This is a genomic window from Candidatus Nitrososphaera evergladensis SR1 (assembly GCF_000730285.1).
GTDB lineage: Archaea > Thermoproteota > Nitrososphaeria > Nitrososphaerales > Nitrososphaeraceae > Nitrososphaera > Nitrososphaera evergladensis.
In genome coordinates, this window is record NZ_CP007174.1 from 2,596,633 (window position 1) to 2,612,821 (window position 16,189).

General features: G+C 51.6%; 17 protein-coding genes, 1 tRNA gene and 1 pseudogene. 9 read left to right on the forward strand and 10 right to left on the reverse strand.

Features of this window, described 5'->3' with window-relative positions; translation table 11 throughout:
* Positions 1-66 precede the first annotated feature (66 nt).
* Complete coding sequence (locus NTE_RS14170) at positions 67-918, forward strand: cupredoxin domain-containing protein (protein ID WP_148701607.1); 852 nt, start codon at positions 67-69, stop codon at positions 916-918.
* 2 nt (positions 919-920) lie between these two features.
* Here NTE_RS14170 and NTE_RS14175 read toward each other — a convergent pair whose 3' ends face one another.
* The 4 genes from NTE_RS14175 to NTE_RS14190 all read right to left on the reverse strand — a co-directional run bounded on the left by NTE_RS14175 (position 921) and on the right by NTE_RS14190 (position 4,763).
* On the reverse strand, positions 921-1,754 hold the full coding sequence (locus NTE_RS14175; protein ID WP_148701608.1) for a dienelactone hydrolase family protein: 834 nt from the start codon (positions 1,752-1,754) through the stop codon (positions 921-923).
* A 47-nt stretch (positions 1,755-1,801) separates the two neighbouring features.
* Positions 1,802-2,638 (reverse strand): ABC transporter permease, encoded by an 837-nt coding sequence (locus NTE_RS14180; RefSeq protein WP_226987037.1) that lies wholly within the window; start codon positions 2,636-2,638, stop codon positions 1,802-1,804.
* Positions 2,604-3,452 carry an ABC transporter ATP-binding protein gene (locus NTE_RS14185; protein ID WP_148701609.1) on the reverse strand — a complete coding sequence of 283 codons (849 nt, stop codon included), beginning with the start codon at positions 3,450-3,452 and terminating at the stop codon, positions 2,604-2,606. The genes NTE_RS14180 and NTE_RS14185 overlap by 35 nt, the downstream gene beginning before the upstream one ends.
* A gap of 174 nt (positions 3,453-3,626) precedes the next feature.
* On the reverse strand, positions 3,627-4,763 hold the full coding sequence (locus NTE_RS14190; protein WP_226987038.1) for an ABC transporter substrate-binding protein: 1,137 nt from the start codon (positions 4,761-4,763) through the stop codon (positions 3,627-3,629).
* Between the two features lie 117 nt (positions 4,764-4,880).
* Here NTE_RS14190 and NTE_RS14195 point away from each other — a divergent pair, with 117 nt between their 5' ends.
* From NTE_RS14195 to NTE_RS14205, 3 genes are all read left to right on the forward strand, one after another.
* Positions 4,881-5,867, forward strand: coding sequence for a phosphosulfolactate synthase (locus tag NTE_RS14195; RefSeq protein ID WP_148701611.1), 987 nt, complete (start codon positions 4,881-4,883; stop codon positions 5,865-5,867).
* Positions 5,868-5,971: 104 nt separating this feature from the next.
* Entirely contained in the window at positions 5,972-6,223 is a 252-nt protein-coding gene (locus NTE_RS14200; protein WP_148701612.1) for a hypothetical protein, read from the forward strand.
* Positions 6,220-6,444 carry a hypothetical protein gene (locus tag NTE_RS14205; RefSeq protein ID WP_148701613.1) on the forward strand — a complete coding sequence of 75 codons (225 nt, stop codon included), beginning with the start codon at positions 6,220-6,222 and terminating at the stop codon, positions 6,442-6,444. The genes NTE_RS14200 and NTE_RS14205 overlap by 4 nt, the downstream gene beginning before the upstream one ends.
* 251 nt (positions 6,445-6,695) lie before the next feature.
* Here NTE_RS14205 and NTE_RS14210 read toward each other — a convergent pair whose 3' ends face one another.
* Positions 6,696-8,144, reverse strand: a complete 1,449-nt coding sequence (locus NTE_RS14210) for a hypothetical protein (protein ID WP_148701614.1) — start codon at positions 8,142-8,144, stop codon at positions 6,696-6,698.
* 257 nt (positions 8,145-8,401) lie between these two features.
* Here NTE_RS14210 and ypfJ point away from each other — a divergent pair.
* From ypfJ to NTE_RS14225, 3 genes and pseudogenes are all read left to right on the forward strand, one after another.
* A pseudogene (ypfJ, locus tag NTE_RS14215) lies at positions 8,402-9,259 on the forward strand (KPN_02809 family neutral zinc metallopeptidase).
* 239 nt (positions 9,260-9,498) lie between these two features.
* Positions 9,499-10,062: a methane monooxygenase/ammonia monooxygenase subunit C gene (locus tag NTE_RS14220; protein WP_148701615.1), complete on the forward strand. Its 564-nt coding sequence runs from the start codon at positions 9,499-9,501 to the stop codon at positions 10,060-10,062.
* A gap of 138 nt (positions 10,063-10,200) precedes the next feature.
* Positions 10,201-10,464 (forward strand): hypothetical protein, encoded by a 264-nt coding sequence (locus NTE_RS14225; protein ID WP_148701616.1) that lies wholly within the window; start codon positions 10,201-10,203, stop codon positions 10,462-10,464.
* An 8-nt stretch (positions 10,465-10,472) separates the two neighbouring features.
* On the opposite strand, the gene NTE_RS14230 is transcribed toward NTE_RS14225, so the two are convergent.
* Entirely contained in the window at positions 10,473-10,937 is a 465-nt protein-coding gene (locus NTE_RS14230) for a hypothetical protein (RefSeq protein ID WP_148701617.1), read from the reverse strand.
* Positions 10,938-11,317: 380 nt separating this feature from the next.
* Between NTE_RS14230 and NTE_RS14235 the strand changes: the two genes are divergently transcribed.
* Positions 11,318-11,689, forward strand: coding sequence for a nuclear transport factor 2 family protein (locus tag NTE_RS14235; protein ID WP_148701618.1), 372 nt, complete (start codon positions 11,318-11,320; stop codon positions 11,687-11,689).
* 231 nt (positions 11,690-11,920) lie between these two features.
* On the opposite strand, the gene NTE_RS14240 is transcribed toward NTE_RS14235, so the two are convergent.
* Entirely contained in the window at positions 11,921-12,727 is an 807-nt protein-coding gene (locus NTE_RS14240; protein WP_148701619.1) for a helix-turn-helix transcriptional regulator, read from the reverse strand.
* A gap of 325 nt (positions 12,728-13,052) precedes the next feature.
* Between NTE_RS14240 and NTE_RS14245 the strand changes: the two genes are divergently transcribed.
* The gene (locus NTE_RS14245) at positions 13,053-14,000 is read left to right on the forward strand and encodes an NADP-dependent oxidoreductase (protein WP_148701620.1); all 948 of its coding nucleotides are present in this window, start codon (positions 13,053-13,055) and stop codon (positions 13,998-14,000) included.
* Positions 14,001-14,235: 235 nt separating this feature from the next.
* On the opposite strand, the gene NTE_RS14250 is transcribed toward NTE_RS14245, so the two are convergent.
* The 3 genes from NTE_RS14250 to dnaJ form a co-directional block, all read right to left on the reverse strand.
* A tRNA-Leu gene (locus tag NTE_RS14250) sits at positions 14,236-14,368 on the reverse strand.
* Between the two features lie 54 nt (positions 14,369-14,422).
* The gene (gene hsp20, locus NTE_RS14255) at positions 14,423-15,004 is read right to left on the reverse strand and encodes an archaeal heat shock protein Hsp20 (RefSeq protein ID WP_148701621.1); all 582 of its coding nucleotides are present in this window, start codon (positions 15,002-15,004) and stop codon (positions 14,423-14,425) included.
* 46 nt (positions 15,005-15,050) lie between these two features.
* Positions 15,051-16,175 (reverse strand): molecular chaperone DnaJ, encoded by a 1,125-nt coding sequence (dnaJ, locus tag NTE_RS14260; RefSeq protein ID WP_148701622.1) that lies wholly within the window; start codon positions 16,173-16,175, stop codon positions 15,051-15,053.
* Between the last annotated feature and the right edge of the window lie 14 nt (positions 16,176-16,189).

Consider the following 16,189-nt stretch of genomic DNA (forward strand, 5'->3'; position numbering starts at 1 on the left):
GCAAGGCTGCATATCTCGTGGACGGTATTAAAACCCATTTTCGGGCCTTGTACCGCATGGCATATAATGAATTACCACATCAATAATTATTGCAACAGCAGCATGAAAAAAGAGCTATTGATAATGGCCGGCGTCGTGGCAGTTTTTGTCGCCGGCGGCGTTGCGCTCATGTCGTCCGGCCTTTTGCCGGAGGAAAACGCCAGAAATTTCAACGCGCTTTCCAACATAACGCTCAAGACGGAAAACATTGTCATCAAAGAGCCCACCAAAGACGACAACACGTACATCTATGCCATAAACGACGTGGCCAAGCAGGCATGGGAGATAGCCGAGCAGGACTCTGGAGTTCAAGACATACTTGCGCAGGCAAAGGGGAGCGCTATTACAATAGCTGCGGTGCAGCCTACAGCGTTTGTCGACCCAAGCGGCAAGGTGACGAGCAGCGGCGCAGGGCAGGTGATAATCACCGCAAACAGGCAGCTTGTCGGCGGCAACCCCTATTCAGACGCGCAAAGCTTTTCAGCGATTGCGGGCAAGCAGGGCGAGTCGCACCAGCAGATATGGAACGTGTTTGTCGACATGGACAAGAACAAGGTAATGAACATTGCAAACGAAAACGAGCGGGTGATGTCAAATACCCTGCGCAAGGACATCGTGTACGGCGGCATGAACATGTATATGCCCGACGCGGCAGTGACGCAGGCCGGCTCGACGGTAAAGTGGATAAACGAGTCGAACATTCCTCACAACGTAGTAGGCACGTACAGGACCGAGTCAGGCAAGGCCACCAGCATAGACAGCGGGTTTTTCAACAACAACGAATCGTTCCAGTACAAGTTTGCTGAAAAGGGCACGTTTGAGTACCACTGCACCATCCATTCCGAAGAGGGGATGAAGGGCACAATAGTGGTGTCTTAGGCTTATGAGGTCTCTCCCTTTAGGTGCTTGTCAAAGAACGCAAGCGTCTTTTGCCAGGCGTCCTTTGTTTCCGTTGGCGCATAGTTGGGCCCCGACGGGTTTGCAAACGCGTGCCCCACGCCGTTGTACACATGGATCTCGTTTTGTATGCCGTCCTTGTCAAGTGCCTGCTTGAATGCGTTTACCTGCTCTACGGGTATCGACTGGTCCGCGCTTCCAAAGATGCCAAGGACCGGCCACTTTATCACAGACAGCGCTTTTGGATCGGTAACGGGCCTGCCGTAATAGAGCCCAGTTGCGTTCATTTTTTCGTTCAGCGCAAGCTGGAGCGACCAGTCGCCTCCAAAGCACCAGCCAAGCGAGCCTATCTTGCTTGCGTCGACAGAACTGTCGTTGCGCAGGTAGCTGACTGCGGCTTGCAGGTTCTTTACCGCCTCGCCGGGGTGGTTCCTGACGCCCGTGGCAAGCTGCTGCGCTTGCGAGCTAGCAGTCGTCACCTGCCCTTTGTACAGGTCTGCCGCAAGCACGACGTACCCTTCTGACGCCATGTGCCGGGCCATATCCTTGATGTTGTCGTTTAGCCCCCACCACTCGTGGATCATGACGATGCCAGGGTACTTGCCGCCAGTGCCCGCAGGCTTGGCAAGAAAGCCTGACGCATTGTCATAGTATTGAACCATAGAAGTCTCGACTTTTGAAACGTCTTTACCATCTCCAAGCATAGTGACGTTGCTTTCCACGCTGTCGCCCTTTTGCGTGCCAATCCATACCGCGATGGCAATCGCGGCCGCTATGGCCGCTGCACCGCCTATTTTGGCAACGGACTTGGAATTCATGGGAGAGACATACGTGGCAGGAATAATAAAGAGAATCGCGGCAATTACTATTGGCTGTGCTGGTCAAGCCCCCACCTTGCCCGGACCTTCTCCTCCAGCTTTACAAACACCAGCCGGTCAAAGAGCAGGCCTATGGCAAAGACGGCTATCATGACTGCGATTATCTGCCCCATGTCCTGAAACTCCCTGCCTATCTGGAGTATGTGCCCAAGCCCGTACAGGGTCGTTATCAGTATCTCGGCGCCTATCAGGGCGTGCCATGCAAACGACCACGCCTGGCGGAGCCCGATTATCAATGAAGGCGTGGCGGCAGGGATCATTACGTACCTGAAAAGCGAAAAGCCGCTTGCGCCCATGTTTTTTGCAGCCCTGATGTAGATGGGAGGTATGTTGCGTATAGAGCTGTAGGTGGATATCATCACCGAAAACACAGACGCCATGACCAGCACAAACAGTATGCCAAAGTCGTTAAAGCTGATGAGCAGTATTGAAAACGGCACCCATGCAATGCTTGGAAAAGTGAGCAGTCCTACTGCAAACGAGCTGAGGGTCTTGCCAAAGCTTGGGAACTTGACCATCGCCAAGCCCACTGCGCCGCCGATGCCTACAGAAATGACAAACCCGGCAAACAGCCTCCACATCGTGACTCCGATGCCAATTGTCAGGGAGGAGTCGGCAACCAGGCCGACTATTGTCTGCGCCACCATTGCCGGCGAGGGCATCAGAACCTTGGGCCAAATCCCAAGCGAAAAGGCAAGCTGCCAGACGCCAATGAACGCGGCTATGAACAAAAAAGCGTTTGCCGCATCCGTCGCATCGAATCGGCTATTTTTCTTGGCGCTGTTGCTGCTAACCTTCTTGTGGATTGTGGTTTCTTTTTGCAATTTGAAAGTCCTCCTCTAGTTCTCGCAAAAGCTCCCTGCGGATCGCGCTTATCTCGTGGCTCTCGATGTCCCTGGGCCTTGGGTGGTTGACTGCGATCTCTTTTTTGACGTTTCCCGTCCTTGGCGAGAGCACGATTATCCTGTCGCCCAGAAGCACCGCTTCGTTGATGTCGTGTGTCACAAACAGTATGGTCTTGCCGGTCGACTGGTGAATCTGCACCAGCTGCTCGTGCAGTATGTCTCTGGTCTGCACGTCAAGTGCGGCAAAAGGCTCGTCCATGAGCAGAATCCGCGGGTCAAGGGCAAGTGCACGCGCTATTGCAACCCTCTGCTTCATCCCGCCTGAAAGCTGGTAGATGTACGAGTCTGCGAATTTGGCTAGCTGCGCCATCTCGATGAAACGGCTTGCGGTTGCCCTTCTTGACTCCTTTGTGACGCCGGCCACCTTTAGCCCAAACTCGACGTTGTCAGAGACTGTCAGCCACGGGAACAATGCGCCTTCTTGAAATATCACTACTCGCTGCGCTTTTCTTATTCCATCGCTTCCGTCTCTGACTGAGACCAGGCCCGAGTCTGGAGCGTCGAGGCCGGCCACGATGTTCAAAAGCGTGCTCTTGCCGCAGCCAGACGGCCCCACTATGGTGACAAACTCGCCTTCACGCACGTCAAGGTTAATCCCGTCAAGCACCCTGTGACGATCCGCGGTCTTGTTTTCATGCAAAAAAGCCTTGGAGACGCCTCTTAGCTCCAAGACAATGTTATTTCCGCTACGGGGATATTCTTCTTTTTGCGGCTGTTGTTCAATCAGAGACATGTACGAACAGAGCAGGAGTGCATCAGATATAATCTGCATCAAAGGTGCAACGGGGGCATCATGGACGCAGTTTTGGCATGATCATTGCATGTATTTCAAGGGCACTCGGCAAAATTTCTTTGCGGCCAGAACAAAAAAGAGAGAAAGGAAAAAAGGAGAGAGAGAAAAACTCCTTTAGCTTATCTGCGGCAGGCCCTTCTCCTTCAACACCTCGTTCAGCAGAGTCAGGTCGTATATGCCGGAAAGGTCCGGCTTTTGCTTCAAAAAGCCAATGTCGTGCGCGTCGCTTGCCGACTTGAAGAGCGAGTCCTCCACGGGGTCGTACGTGAGCGTCAGCCGGGAGGTGCCGGCCTTGTACTCGTCTTCGGGTATTGTCTTGCCGGTCAGCTTTTTCAGCTCCTCGTTGTACACCTTGAGCGCCTCGTCAGGGTGATCGTTAATCCACTTTGTCTCGTCCACGTTGGCCGCGATGACCTTCTTGACCACGTCCGGGTTGTTCTTCAAATAGTCTGTGCTGACGATGATGTGCGCCGTGACGAACTGGCCGCCGGGCCACCGGTCCTGCTCGTCAAGGAATATGCGCCCGCCGGCCTCCTTGACAAGCTTGGCGCCCCAGGGCTCTGGCACCCACGCGCCGTCAATCTCTTTTTTCAAAAAGAGCGCAAGGATGTCCGCGTTTGCAGCAGGAATGACCTCGACGTTTCCGCCGTTTTCCTTTGTCCTGTAGCCGTTCTCAAGCAGGTACTTGCGCAATGCCACGTCCTGCGTGTTGCCAAGCTGCGGCGACGCAAACTTTTTGCCCGCAAAATCCGCCGGCGTCTGTATGCCAGAGTCGTTTCGCACTACAAACACCGCGCCTCCGCTTGCGGCCCCGGACACGATCCGCAGCCCCTGCCCGTCAGACTTGACATAGCCGTTTATCGCCGGGTTTGGCCCGATGTAGGTGATGTCGACCTGCTTTGCAAAGAGGGCCTCGATGGCAGACGGCCCGGCGTTGAACACCTGCGTCTTGACCTCGACGTTGCTCCCAAGCGCCTTTTGAAAGTCGCCCCGGCCAAGCCCTATCACGGCCTGCGCGTGGTTGATGTTTGGAAAGTACCCAATCCTGACTACCTTTGATTCCTGCTGTTGTTGCTGGGGAGCTGCAGCCTGGCTTGAAGAAGCCGCGTCAGAGTTGGCCGCCTGCGATCCCGCAAAAAGCGGGACGGAAGTGGCAATGACTGCGACTATTATGGCCGCAGCTATCCCAAACTTGATCTTGTTGTTATTCATGCCCTTTTCCTGTCCCGGAGGGGTTAATACTGCTGGCAACGGTGCAAAAAATGCAAGAAAGGCGCAGGTTCACGGTATGAATTTTGGAAAAAGTGCAGGATCCGCACAGTTCACAAGTTCAAAATAGGCGCACATCTTGCATATACATTATCAGATTTGCTAGAGAGCTACGTGAAGAACAGGGTCGACGTTAAAAAGCCGCGCAAGGAAGGCAGGACATATGTTATAGACAAGCTGCAGGGGCTTGACAAGGAGAACTTTGAGGCGCTTGCGCCGTTTATCGACGCAGTCAAGATCTATGGCGTCCTGCCGCTATTGCTTTCCGAGTCTGTGCTGCAAAAAAAGATCAAGTTCTACCAGGACCTTGGCGTCAAGGTGTCCACTGGGAGCACCATTTCCGAGTACATGGTGTCTGAAAACGCGTTTGACAAGTTTGTAGGCGACGCGGCAAGGGTCGGCTTTAACATCATCGAGATAGGCGAAAACGGCATAGACCTGACATTTGAGCAAAAGAAAAAGCTGACCGATACAATCCTGGCAAGGAACCTTGACTTTCAGTGGAAGGTGGGCAAAAAAGACCCCCGCCACCAGATCTCTATCGACGCGACGATAGCCAAGGTGGAAGAGGCAGTCAAGCTGGGCTCTGACAAGGTGGTGCTTGAGGCAAACGAGGGCTTCAGCGTCGGAATATACGACGAAAAGGGCGCAGTGAGGTGGAACGCTGTCGGGGCGCTGACTGCAAAGTACCCGCCGACTACGTTCATCTTCGAGGCGCCGCTTGAGCACCAGCAGTCGGCGCTCATTGCAGAGTTTGGCCAGCGCGTCAACCTTGCCGAGATCCATATCGACGCGGTTTCGTCGATAGAGTCGCAGAGGAGGGGCTTTCCGTCCAAGGCGTCGTTTGGCGTCTCGTACCTGCGCAAGGACCCGGAGGGCGGGCCGGCTGCCAAGTTTGTATATTTCATAATAAAGTCAAAGCACCCAATAGATCAGGTGGAGCTGATGGAGATGAGCCGTCTGCCCAGAAGGACGGTCCAGAGCGCTGTGGAGGACCTAAAGAGCCAGGGCCTAATAATAGAGCGCAGCAGCCTTGACGATGCAAGGAAAAAGATGTACGCGCCAGTGCAGTCGGTGTGGCTATAAGCCACATCATATTGCGCCAGAATTGCGCATTTTATGCTTGGCCGGCGCAATCAGGGGTGAATAAATCCCTTGAAGGCAAAAAATATGCCATGCTCGATCATCTATTGGCAAAACCGGAAAGGATTGCAGCAAGGCAGGCGCAGTTTCTGATATGCAACGAATGCTTTTGGTGCGCGTCCTGCCTTGACCCCGAGTTTGCGACAGGCAACTGCCCGTCGTGCAATGCTGCAGCGGTGGAAGACATGCCAATATCGGCCAACGAAAGATACACGTTCGATTACAGTGTCGACAGGGGAGTGATACTGGAATTTACCCCCAAGGTCAGGACGGCAAGTCGCGCCGGCCAGACAGTATGACGATGATGACGACAAGCTACAACAAGATTAGCTGCAGGGTGTGCGGCCACGCTTTTTCAGTGGCCCAGACCTGCGGGTTTTGCCAAGAGCCTTTCAAATGGCACTGCAGAAATTGCGGCAACGTTGACGACTCGACCCACAGCCACCATCTTGCCGACGGCGACAGTAGCGGCAATAATGTTGTTTTGCAAACCCTGCTGGTTTTGGACAACGCGGCATGATCCATAATTTCTGCGCAGATAATTCACAGTTGTTGAAAGGGATGCGTCTTTGAATTGCGTTATATTGCTTTCAGGTGCAAATGCAGGTGCATATACCAGAAATCGCCGCCCGCCAAGCGCCATGCCAGCCCTGCAAGCTTGGCGAGGCTTTTTTTTCTTCTTTGAAGTTATGATATAGTATCATCCCATCCTAGTTAACGGAGAAGTATTCCCTTTCCTTGCAGAGTGGAGGCAGGGCCGTACCGGATGATTTAGGCCAAAGTTTTCCGCGCCAGCCGATGGAACATGATCATCGACCCTAGCGCGCCGGCCACCACCGCGATTGCCCCGGCAGGAAACTCTGGAATCACCACCGTCCCCCTTGCTATGCCGTTTCTGGTAAGGTCAAGCGACTGCTGCCCTGCGGCTGTGACTCCCTTTACATCGACTTCAATGCGGTAGGCCGCGTCTTCAGGAAACATCATGGTTTGCGAGTCTGAGCCGTCCTTTGCGACTTGGCCTGCCAGAGAATGCACTTGGCTTCCATCGGGGCCAAACGTGCGCAGGTCGTACGTCACATCGTCCGTTACCTTGTTGCCAGAAAACGCGTCGTAGAACTCTAGGTCAAGAGTCGCATTCCTGTTTGCCGCAAGCTGGCCCGGTGTCCAGTTCAGCAGGACCAACATGCCTCCAGTGTCGGTAGCTATTTCGCCCGAAGTTTGCTGCTTGCTGCCATTGGAAGCTGGCGAAAACGCAAACTCCATCTCCCTCGCTGTTGCAGGGACTTGCTGCTCAAGCCGGAGGATTTCGTTTTTGTTTACCAGAAAGTGCAGGATTAGATTATTTTCATCAGTGAATGGATCTAGCGAGAGCATCCCTCCTGTTATGGGCCTGCCATTGACCGACGCGTCAAAGGTCATGGCGTCCCCCACGCCCTCAAAGGACTTGGGGATCCGGACTTCCTCGTGCACGAACATGCTTGTCGCAGACTTGATTCTTTTGATGTCCCAGTTAAAGGGCATCGACCAGGAATAGGTCTTGGTATTTGCGTCGAACTTGAAATCTTTTACCTTGTCATAGTAGGATATGATTGTAGCAGGGTAGGTTTTGCCCTGGTACTGGACATCCTGTGTAATGACGTCACCAACAGAAAGGTAAGTATCAAATGTCCTGACTTGATCCGGCGGCAAGAGTTCTTTGGCGCTGTCAACGCCAATCACGTCAATCCTAAAGTGGTACAGTCCGCCGTCAAGCAGCACAGGCCCCTTGATGTTTATGGTTCCACCGAGGTCTGCCTTCCATGCGTCTAGGATAGCTTCCCTTGTCGCCAGTACCTGCACCGGCCCTTCCTGCGGCTGTATCTTGAGCGTGAGGAGGCCGCTTTCAGTGTGGAAAGCGTCAGGAGCCATGAGCACGTCTTCCCCGGAACCTGTAACCTTGGAGATCTCCATCACAAAAGTCGTGTATCTGATAGTCTGGTTGTTGCCCTCAAAAAGCCGGAGCTGCACGAATGCGTCTTGCTGCGTCTGTGTAGTGAGTACGGGAGGATTTATCCTGACGAACAGCTCCACGTTTCTGCCTGCGATGCTTCCCTGAATGTTTTCTTGGAAAAGCCCGTCGGCAAAAGCGCGCTGGCTTGCAAGCGCCGGCAGGAACACGAGCCCTGCAAGGCCAAGAGCTAGAACTCTTTTCTCTATTATCGTAGCAGTTTTTTGGTACAAATCATATTTAAATTTGCTCAGGATCATGGATTCATTCTCGACTTTCAATTTTTGAGAAAACTTGTGCGCATGTTTGTCGTGCGGCTGTGCATGAAGTGGTAATAGTTGTTATCGATAGTACATATCTCGGCTTCATCGCCGCTGCTGTGTTCGCTGCTTGAAACACAAGCGCGCTAAAGCTAGAATTTCCTATAGATAGGAAGTTACTGGCTAGCTTAGATACCCGAAAAAGCTAATGCAAAGGGAACAATAGGCAAATGCGATGGAGAAGGGGCAGGAGGAGCACGAACATCGAAGACAGGAGAGGAGCCGGACTGCCCATGAAGGCCATTGGAGGAGGAATAGGCGGCCTCATCGTACTCGTAATTGCGCTGCTGCTCGGCGCTGACCCTGGCGCGATTTTGAACAACAGCAACGTTTCTACCACTACCACAGGCGGCGTCAATCCCGCTTCTCTTTCCAATGAAGACAGGGAACTTGCCGATTTCGTGTCTGTCGTGCTTGCCGATACAGAGGATACATGGAACGAACTGTTTGCAGCCAACAACCGCCAGTACAGGGAGCCCACGCTTGTTTTGTTCACTGGAGCAGTCGATTCTGCGTGCGGGTTCGCTCAGTCAGCAATGGGGCCTTTTTACTGCCCGCCCGATGAAAAGGTGTACATAGACCTGAGCTTCTACAGGGACCTCAAAGAGAGTTTCAACGCCCCGGGCGACTTTGCCGAGGCATATGTCATCGCGCATGAAGTAGGGCACCACGTGCAGAACCAGCTTGGCATCATGGATCAGGTTCAGGGCGCGCAATAGAGGGAAAGCAAAGTTGACGCAAACAGGCTCTCTGTCATGCTGGAGCTGCAGGCAGACTGTCTTGCAGGCGTCTGGGCGCACAACGCCGACAAGGCAAGGGGCGTTCTGGAGCAGGGCGACATAGAGGAAGGCCTGAACGCCGCAAGCAGCATAGGAGACGACCGGCTTCAGATGCAGTCGCAGGGCAGGGCGACGCCCGACTCGTTTACGCACGGAAGCTCGGCGCAGAGGGTAAGCTGGTTCAAGACAGGATTTGAATCGGGCAGCGTCGGTTCCTGTAACACCTTCAGCAGCGTTGCAAACCAGTAAAAATTCCAAGGCGTCACTTTCTTGGCAACAGCATCAGTACCTTGTCATAGGCCTTTAGCGTCTTTTCAAAAATTCAATTTTTTTGCGCGGGCAACAAAATCCGCTTTGAATGTACTGCGGATTTTAAAATGAGGATAACCTTGTTAATTTACATGGTTAATCAGAGTTTATAATTTCTGGTCACGAGTAATGGCTAGGAGAGATGATACAGACAAAATGGTGATGGAGGCAGAAAGAATATGGCCCTGATTCCTTCCCTGATACCAAAAGAGCTTGAAATCCAGAGGCTAAAGCGGATCTACGTGATGATAATAGTCATGCTCTCTGTAACGGCCTCTGCGGATTTGGGCTATTTTGTGGACACTTCTCTGAACCAGACGATCATTCGCGACTCGGCATTTACTCCTGCAAACTGGTGGCTGTACAGCAGCTTGATAGCCCTGCCTTTGGGCTGGGGCATAATAGCAGTATACGACAGGCGAGTTCCTGTTATGAGGGGGCCGGGAAACGCGCTGAACACGGGTCTGAAAATGGCAATCATCGGCTATCTGGCGTCGATGTTTGCAATCGGAGTGAACGAACTGTGGCACTTTTGGTTCGTAGAAGAGATATTTGCAGTCCCTCCGCACTGGATCTTTAACATGGGAATATTCGTGGCCCTCATGGGTTCGCTGGCATACCTTGTGAGGGTCTACGCAAGGCTTGTTGAACTGGGCGTAGAGATGCCTGCAAGGAATCCGTACCTGGCAGAGATGTACAAGCTCGCACTCGAAGGAAAACTGTACAGCCGGTCGATACCCTAGGAGACTCTTTTTTATTGTCTCCTCACTTTCTTTTCTTCTTTAACTGATTATATTCTGTGATCATGATAAACTGCAGACTTTAAAAATAATGGTACGCTAGACTGGCATGTACAGAATCATATGGAGAAAAAAGCTGGAATGGCGATGTTTGTTATTGGAGTCATCGTGCTCTTGGGCCAGGGCAAGGTGGTTCCATTTCTTTACGCCTTTCCTCTGGTTCTCTTCCCAAGGTTTGGGCAGCCGCAGCCAGATATGACCAACTACTTTAACCTAGTTCCCGTCCTGTCTCTTGGCATATCAGCATTCGCCATAATTCTGATCATATCAGGAGTAGTAATCTTTTATCGGGCTCGCAAACAGAATAGCAGCAACACAGAGTCATTCGTTTTTCAGGATGAATAAGAGAGACGTTATATCCCAAAGTGTGTCATCCTGTGGGTATAGAGCTCCTCGCTATAAGGGGTAAAGAACCCGCAGATCTCGCAGGTGAGCATCTCCATTTTAGATGGAGAAAGCACTCTTCCTATTGTAAACGTCTCTCCAAGTTCGATTACTTCATAGTCCTTGAACCTTGATGGGTTTGATTTCAAAAATGACTCTAGAATCCATTTTATCATTCCTTTAGGGATGTTGGCCAGACGGTCAACACGGATTTGACTTTCTTCTCCCCCTGCTTGTTCTCCTTCTCCTTTCTCTCTGACATGCAATGTTATCAGGTCTTGGGCAACATTCAGACCCTTGCTCTCCTCCGTGAATTGCGCCTTTTGCTGCTCCAATTTAGAATACAGATAGTCATAGACCTCTTTGGCAAACTGGATGCTATCGTCCGATATGCAGGTTATGATCAGACTACTACTACCACTGTCTGCAGTCACTTCTATCCTCTAATATCCCCAAGGTGTCTATTCAGGTTTTTCAGCGTCTTGCTGACGATTGACAGAGAAAATTAACCATCAATCTTTCAGAAAGTGCAACTGATGATGATAAGTTATATCTTGTCGATGCGAAAATAGTCTGTTATATGGAGAGCCCGCCGCTGTGGGTATGGGCTGTAATATTGGCAGGCATCATTGCGTCCAAGCTCTTGCTGCGCTGGTCTAGGTTGCGCCGGCTGGCAAGACTGAGCGGCAGGCATTAAAAAGCTGTTTCAAGAATTGTGTAACGCAATCAATTACAGCTTGCTATCAAGTAAGCTGTCCGATTCTAGGAGTGTCGCTACCACCGGAGATAAATCCAGTGTTGTCGGAGGAATGCCATGCAAAAACAACATGAATCTTCTGCAAAAAACGCGAAGGAGATCGTAATGGAGTACCTCGAGGCAGTAGCACGCCAGGACTTTGAATCTGCCAGAAGCTACCTGAAGGACAACGTATCGTACGTGTCGCCTCTTAATTCATTTGATAATGCTGAAGCATACCTAAAGTATAATTTCAGCCTGCACCTGCCGAAATTAGATATCAAAAAGATATTCACCGATGGCGACGATGTTTGCCTTTTCCATGAGACGACTCTTACCAAGCCGCCTGCAACGGTCTTTACATCCATATGGTGCCACGTCGATGGCGGGAAAATAAGTTCGATAAGGGTTCTTTTTGATCCGCGACCTTTCCTTCGGCCGGAAAGATAAGTTTCTGAATTCCGGGTGAAAAAGCGGACCCATCGGGATTTGAGCCGCCTTGTGTATGTTGGAATAAAATGGGCCCGCACCCACATATAGGGTCTGGGCTCTCCACGGGCCCAGAGGGGTTCGGACTCGAACAGGTTCGGGTCTAAGCTCCTGACACTGGTAACTTGGTGGGGAGATGGATGAAATATCGCGATTGAAAATGCCATGATCCCCCTTTAAATTAACAGCGTCCTAAATTTCGCGTATTCTTGAGCCATCCCAATCGTCTGATCGGCTCCATTCGTATTGAAAGTAATCATAGCACCACTCAAAGAAATGTGGATCACGGCTAAAAAACATGTAATTGAGATCACCATCACCTCTAGAATTGGCAAATCCTACACACGAGTACTGCCTTTCGTTGAAAACAACTGCAATCGAAGCTTTTTCCATCATCCTGCGCTCCACAGTTCCTTTCGAGATAAGTCCTCTCAAGCGCTTGTCTATTTCGTCAAGGCTGCCTTTTGGGGCAATCGTGTTTTTGCTAAGGAGTAATGAAAGCTTGACTCCTTTAGTCAACACCTCGATTCCCAGCATGCTTACGTCCAAAGGTATCTGGGGCGAGATGCACCAGACATGTTCTTTTGCCTCCAAAAGCATGCCCTTCCACCTTTCCAGCACCGCAACCACGCCGTCGACGGGTTCTGAATTGTTGAGAGCTGCAAGTCGCTGGATGAATTTTAGCGGTAGTTCACCAAACGAATGATCCCGAAAGTATAGTTCATTTCTTTCAAGAAAGTCGAAACAAGGAATTTGTTTTGCGACGATCCTGCCACACGCGGTAAGCGACAGAAGCCCTTCAGAGTCTTTTCTCACGAGTCCGGCGTTTGCCAGCCGTGCAAATTGCCTATGTGACTCCTGAATAGTCATATCAAGAGATTCAGCCAGCTGGGACAGCTTGAGCTTTTTCCCGTCCAACGCGATAAGGATAGAACGCCTCATTCCACTAGCAAGCTCTAGAAATACTTCGCCGTCGCTTACTGGTGCTTGGTCGGACAATCAAATAGCTATATCCATTCAGATAATTAATGGTTCTTTCTGTCTCTTGGCCATCATTTTCTTGGCTTTGAGTCTTGTTCGTATCAGTCCACACAGATTTCACGCACATCATCGGGCTTGACATTGAACTTGTTTATCAAGATCACAGAGCACCTTTCCTCCTTTCCGCAACTGATCAGCAAATGTCACATTCTCGTCCATTTCGATGAACCTTATCATATGCGTAACTAATCGCCTACAGAGATTACCTTTTCTCGCAGCTTTTGCCTAAAGTATCATCCCTTTGTTAACCACTCATTAATACTGGATTCAACCTAACTGAGCTATGAAATCCGTTCGAATCAAAGGCTACGGAAGCACGGGTGATGTAATTGAAATCGACCAAAATACGCCTGCACCAAACGACCCTTCTGAGGGAAAAGTTCTAGTCAAGGTAAAGGCAGCTGGCGTTAATCCGACAGATTGGAAAATCAGCGAAGGCTACATGCAACAGATCATGCCCATCGAGTTTCCAGCCACATTGGGATGGGACTTTTCAGGCACCGTCGAAAAGGCTGGAGCTGGCCTTTCGGACATCAAACAAGGTGACGAAGTATATGGACAGGCCGCGGCGGTCTTTGGAGGGTCAGGAACATTTGCAGAAATGGCATTGGCAAATGCGGACAATATCGCTCAGAAGCCAAAAACTCTAAGCCATGAGGAGGCTGCGGGTTTACCGACTGTAGGCGTTACCGCCTGGCAGGCACTTGTTGATATTATTGGATTATCCAAGGGTCAGAAGATTCTGATTCATGGCGGGGCAGGAGGTGTAGGAAGTATTGCTATACAGCTGGCTAAGTACCTTGGTGCATACGTAGCGACGACGGTAGGTGAAAAAGACAAGCAATTTGTAAAGGGTCTAGGTGCAGACGAAATAATAGACTACAAGACCCAGACCTTTGAAGACCTGCTGTCGCATGACTATAATGCGGTCCTTGATACAGTAGGAGGTGAAACTTACACTCGGTCATTCAAAATACTGAAGAGGGGCACGGAGATAATCGTATCAACGCTGGAGCAGCCAAACCAAGAGCTAATGGAGAAATTTGGCGTGAAAGCAATATTTGTGTTCTCTCAGGTTAATAGGGAAAGGCTGACAAAATTAGCGCAGTGGGTCGATGAAAATAACGTACGCGTAAACGTTGACAAGACGTTTCCTCTGGACGATGCTGCTAAGGCACTAGACCACCAAAGAGTTGCGCATCCAAGGGGCAAAGTAGTATTGGCGATCTAATGCGTAAGTCAATTTTTGTTAGAGCATCAAGGCAGCCCTTGTCGTTGTTAAAGAGGACGTTTTCCCTTTCCACCTCTCTTATTATGCGCTCGATGTCGCTCTTGTCCACCATAGCTATTATTGCATTGCCGGTTTTTGCAGACAGGCATCCGCACTGCGTACATAAAGGAACTAAAACCTGCTACAACTACGTTTGTATTTGTAGTCCACTGGAAACGCGCACGTGTAAAAGAAGTGGTGCGGGGGGTGGGATTTGAACCCACGAATCCCTAAGGAATGAGGTATCCCAGTTGGTCTAACATCTGAGCATCGCGCCAGATAATCTCTGATCCGGTCTCACGCCTTTGACCAGGCTGGGCGACCCCCGCCCGTCCGTGCGCGGGGTATCGTAGCGACTAGAATAATATCCTTTTGCGCGTATGCTAGTCTATCTTGATAGAGACGCCCGAGTCGGATTTTCTGCGCAGCTTTAGCGCGACTTCCAAGACGCCGTTTTTGTACGTCGACTTGGCGGTCTTGGGGTCCACCGGCTCTGGCAGGTCCACCACCTTGCGATAGCGGGGCTCGCCCGTCAGCGACTCGATTGTGACAGAGTTCTCGTCGGCTGTCAGGTGCAGGTCGTCTTTGTTGACGCCCGGAAGTTCCGCAACTACGCGCACATCGTCAGAACCCTTTATCACGTCTACTAGGGGCTCGCGCTCTTCCCTGACCGCAAGTCCGCCTCCGAGGAGGTTTGGAAAGGCGTCGATGTTGCCGAACTTGCGCACCTGCGGCTTGCCGTCCGGCCCTATCTTGACAGAATAACCATAAACTATGGGCCCCATCTCGCGGACAGTCGAGCCGTCGTCCAGCTTGCGCTCCTTGACAAGGTTCTTTGGCACCTGCTTTTCAAAGTTCTTGAAGGCCTCGGCCATCATCTTGTCCATGTCGCGCATCATCTCGTCCACGTCTGGAAACCACGCTCTTCGCCTCTTGGAAAACCATTCGTCAAAGGGTGATGACATATCTTTGTATTCGCCGGTAAAATAGCAAAAATTCTATTAAAGCATTTCACTTTTCGTCATTGTCAAGCGCCCGGTCAAGCTCCTTTAGGAGCGACTTTTGCCTGTCCGACAATTTGGTGGGCACCTTGACGTTCAGCTTTATCACCATGTCGCCCTTGCCTGATGCGCCATAGCGCGGGAGTCCCTTGCCTTTCAGCCGCAAGAGCCCTTCAGGCTGCGTCCCCTGCGGGATTTTCAGTTTTTCCGTGCCGTCAAGCGTCGGGACCCGCATCTCGGTGCCAAGCGCAAGGTCGGTGTACTTGACGTCCAGCCTGTAAAGCAGGTGGCCGTCTTCCAGGCGCTCAAACTGCTGGTGCGGCTTGATGTGCAGGTGTACGACAAAGTCGCCGGGTATTCCCGACTCGGACATTTCACCCTCGCCTCTTAGCTGCATTGCCATGCCGTCTTCGACGCCCGGCGGTATCTCTATCTTTAGTTTCTTCATCTTTTGCATCTTGCCAGAGCCCTTGCACACGCTGCACGGGCGTTCGATTATCTGGCCCCTGCCCTGGCACGTCCTGCACGGCTCGACGGTCACGGAGGTGAAAAACCGGTTCTGGCCGTACACTCGCTGCACCTGTCCACGGCCGTCGCAGACTGTGCACCTGCGCGCCTTTGTACCGGGCGCCGCGCCAGAGCCTCCGCACTCGCTGCACCTGTCAAGCCTTGGAACCTCTACCTCTTCTTTTTTGCCCCGGAGAACGTCTTCGAGCGAAAGCTCCATGTCGTAGACAAGGTCGCGCCCCTTGCGCCTGCCGCCAAATCCAAACATGTCTGCTGCACCGCCTCCAAAGCCAAAGCCCCCGCCACGGCCAAAGAACTGCTCAAAAATGTCCCGAAAGCCTCCAAAGCCTCCCATGTCGCGGAATATCTCTTCGAAATTGGCCTCAGAACCGCGGAACACCTCTTCTGCCCCCACGTGGCCGTACGTGTCATAGCGCTTGCGTTTTTCATCGTCAGAAAGGACAGCATAGGCTTCAGAGATCTCCTTGAACCTTTCTTCTGCGCCGGAATCCTTGTTGCGGTCAGGATGGTACTGCAGCGCAAGCTTGCGGTAGGCGCTCTTGATGTCTTCCTTGCTTGCTGTCTTTTGGATGCCAAGGACCTCGTAATAGTCCCTTTTCTTGCTCATGCAGGGTCACCGGG

Excerpts from the sequence above, each read along its gene's own strand:
- hsp20 (WP_148701621.1), bottom strand. The coding sequence starts at position 15,004 with ATGTCATCACCCTTTGACGAATGGTTTTCCAAGAGGCGAAGAGCGTGG.
- NTE_RS14220 (WP_148701615.1), top strand. The coding sequence starts at position 9,499 with ATGGCCCTGATTCCTTCCCTGATACCAAAAGAGCTTGAAATCCAGAGG.
- NTE_RS14235 (WP_148701618.1), top strand. The coding sequence starts at position 11,318 with ATGCAAAAACAACATGAATCTTCTGCAAAAAACGCGAAGGAGATCGTA.
- NTE_RS14170 (WP_148701607.1), top strand. The coding sequence starts at position 67 with ATGAATTACCACATCAATAATTATTGCAACAGCAGCATGAAAAAAGAG.
- NTE_RS14245 (WP_148701620.1), top strand. The coding sequence starts at position 13,053 with ATGAAATCCGTTCGAATCAAAGGCTACGGAAGCACGGGTGATGTAATT.
- NTE_RS14185 (WP_148701609.1), bottom strand. The coding sequence starts at position 3,452 with ATGTCTCTGATTGAACAACAGCCGCAAAAAGAAGAATATCCCCGTAGC.
- NTE_RS14225 (WP_148701616.1), top strand. The coding sequence starts at position 10,201 with ATGGCGATGTTTGTTATTGGAGTCATCGTGCTCTTGGGCCAGGGCAAG.
- NTE_RS14205 (WP_148701613.1), top strand. The coding sequence starts at position 6,220 with ATGACGATGATGACGACAAGCTACAACAAGATTAGCTGCAGGGTGTGC.
- dnaJ (WP_148701622.1), bottom strand. The coding sequence starts at position 16,175 with ATGAGCAAGAAAAGGGACTATTACGAGGTCCTTGGCATCCAAAAGACA.
- NTE_RS14175 (WP_148701608.1), bottom strand. The coding sequence starts at position 1,754 with ATGAATTCCAAGTCCGTTGCCAAAATAGGCGGTGCAGCGGCCATAGCG.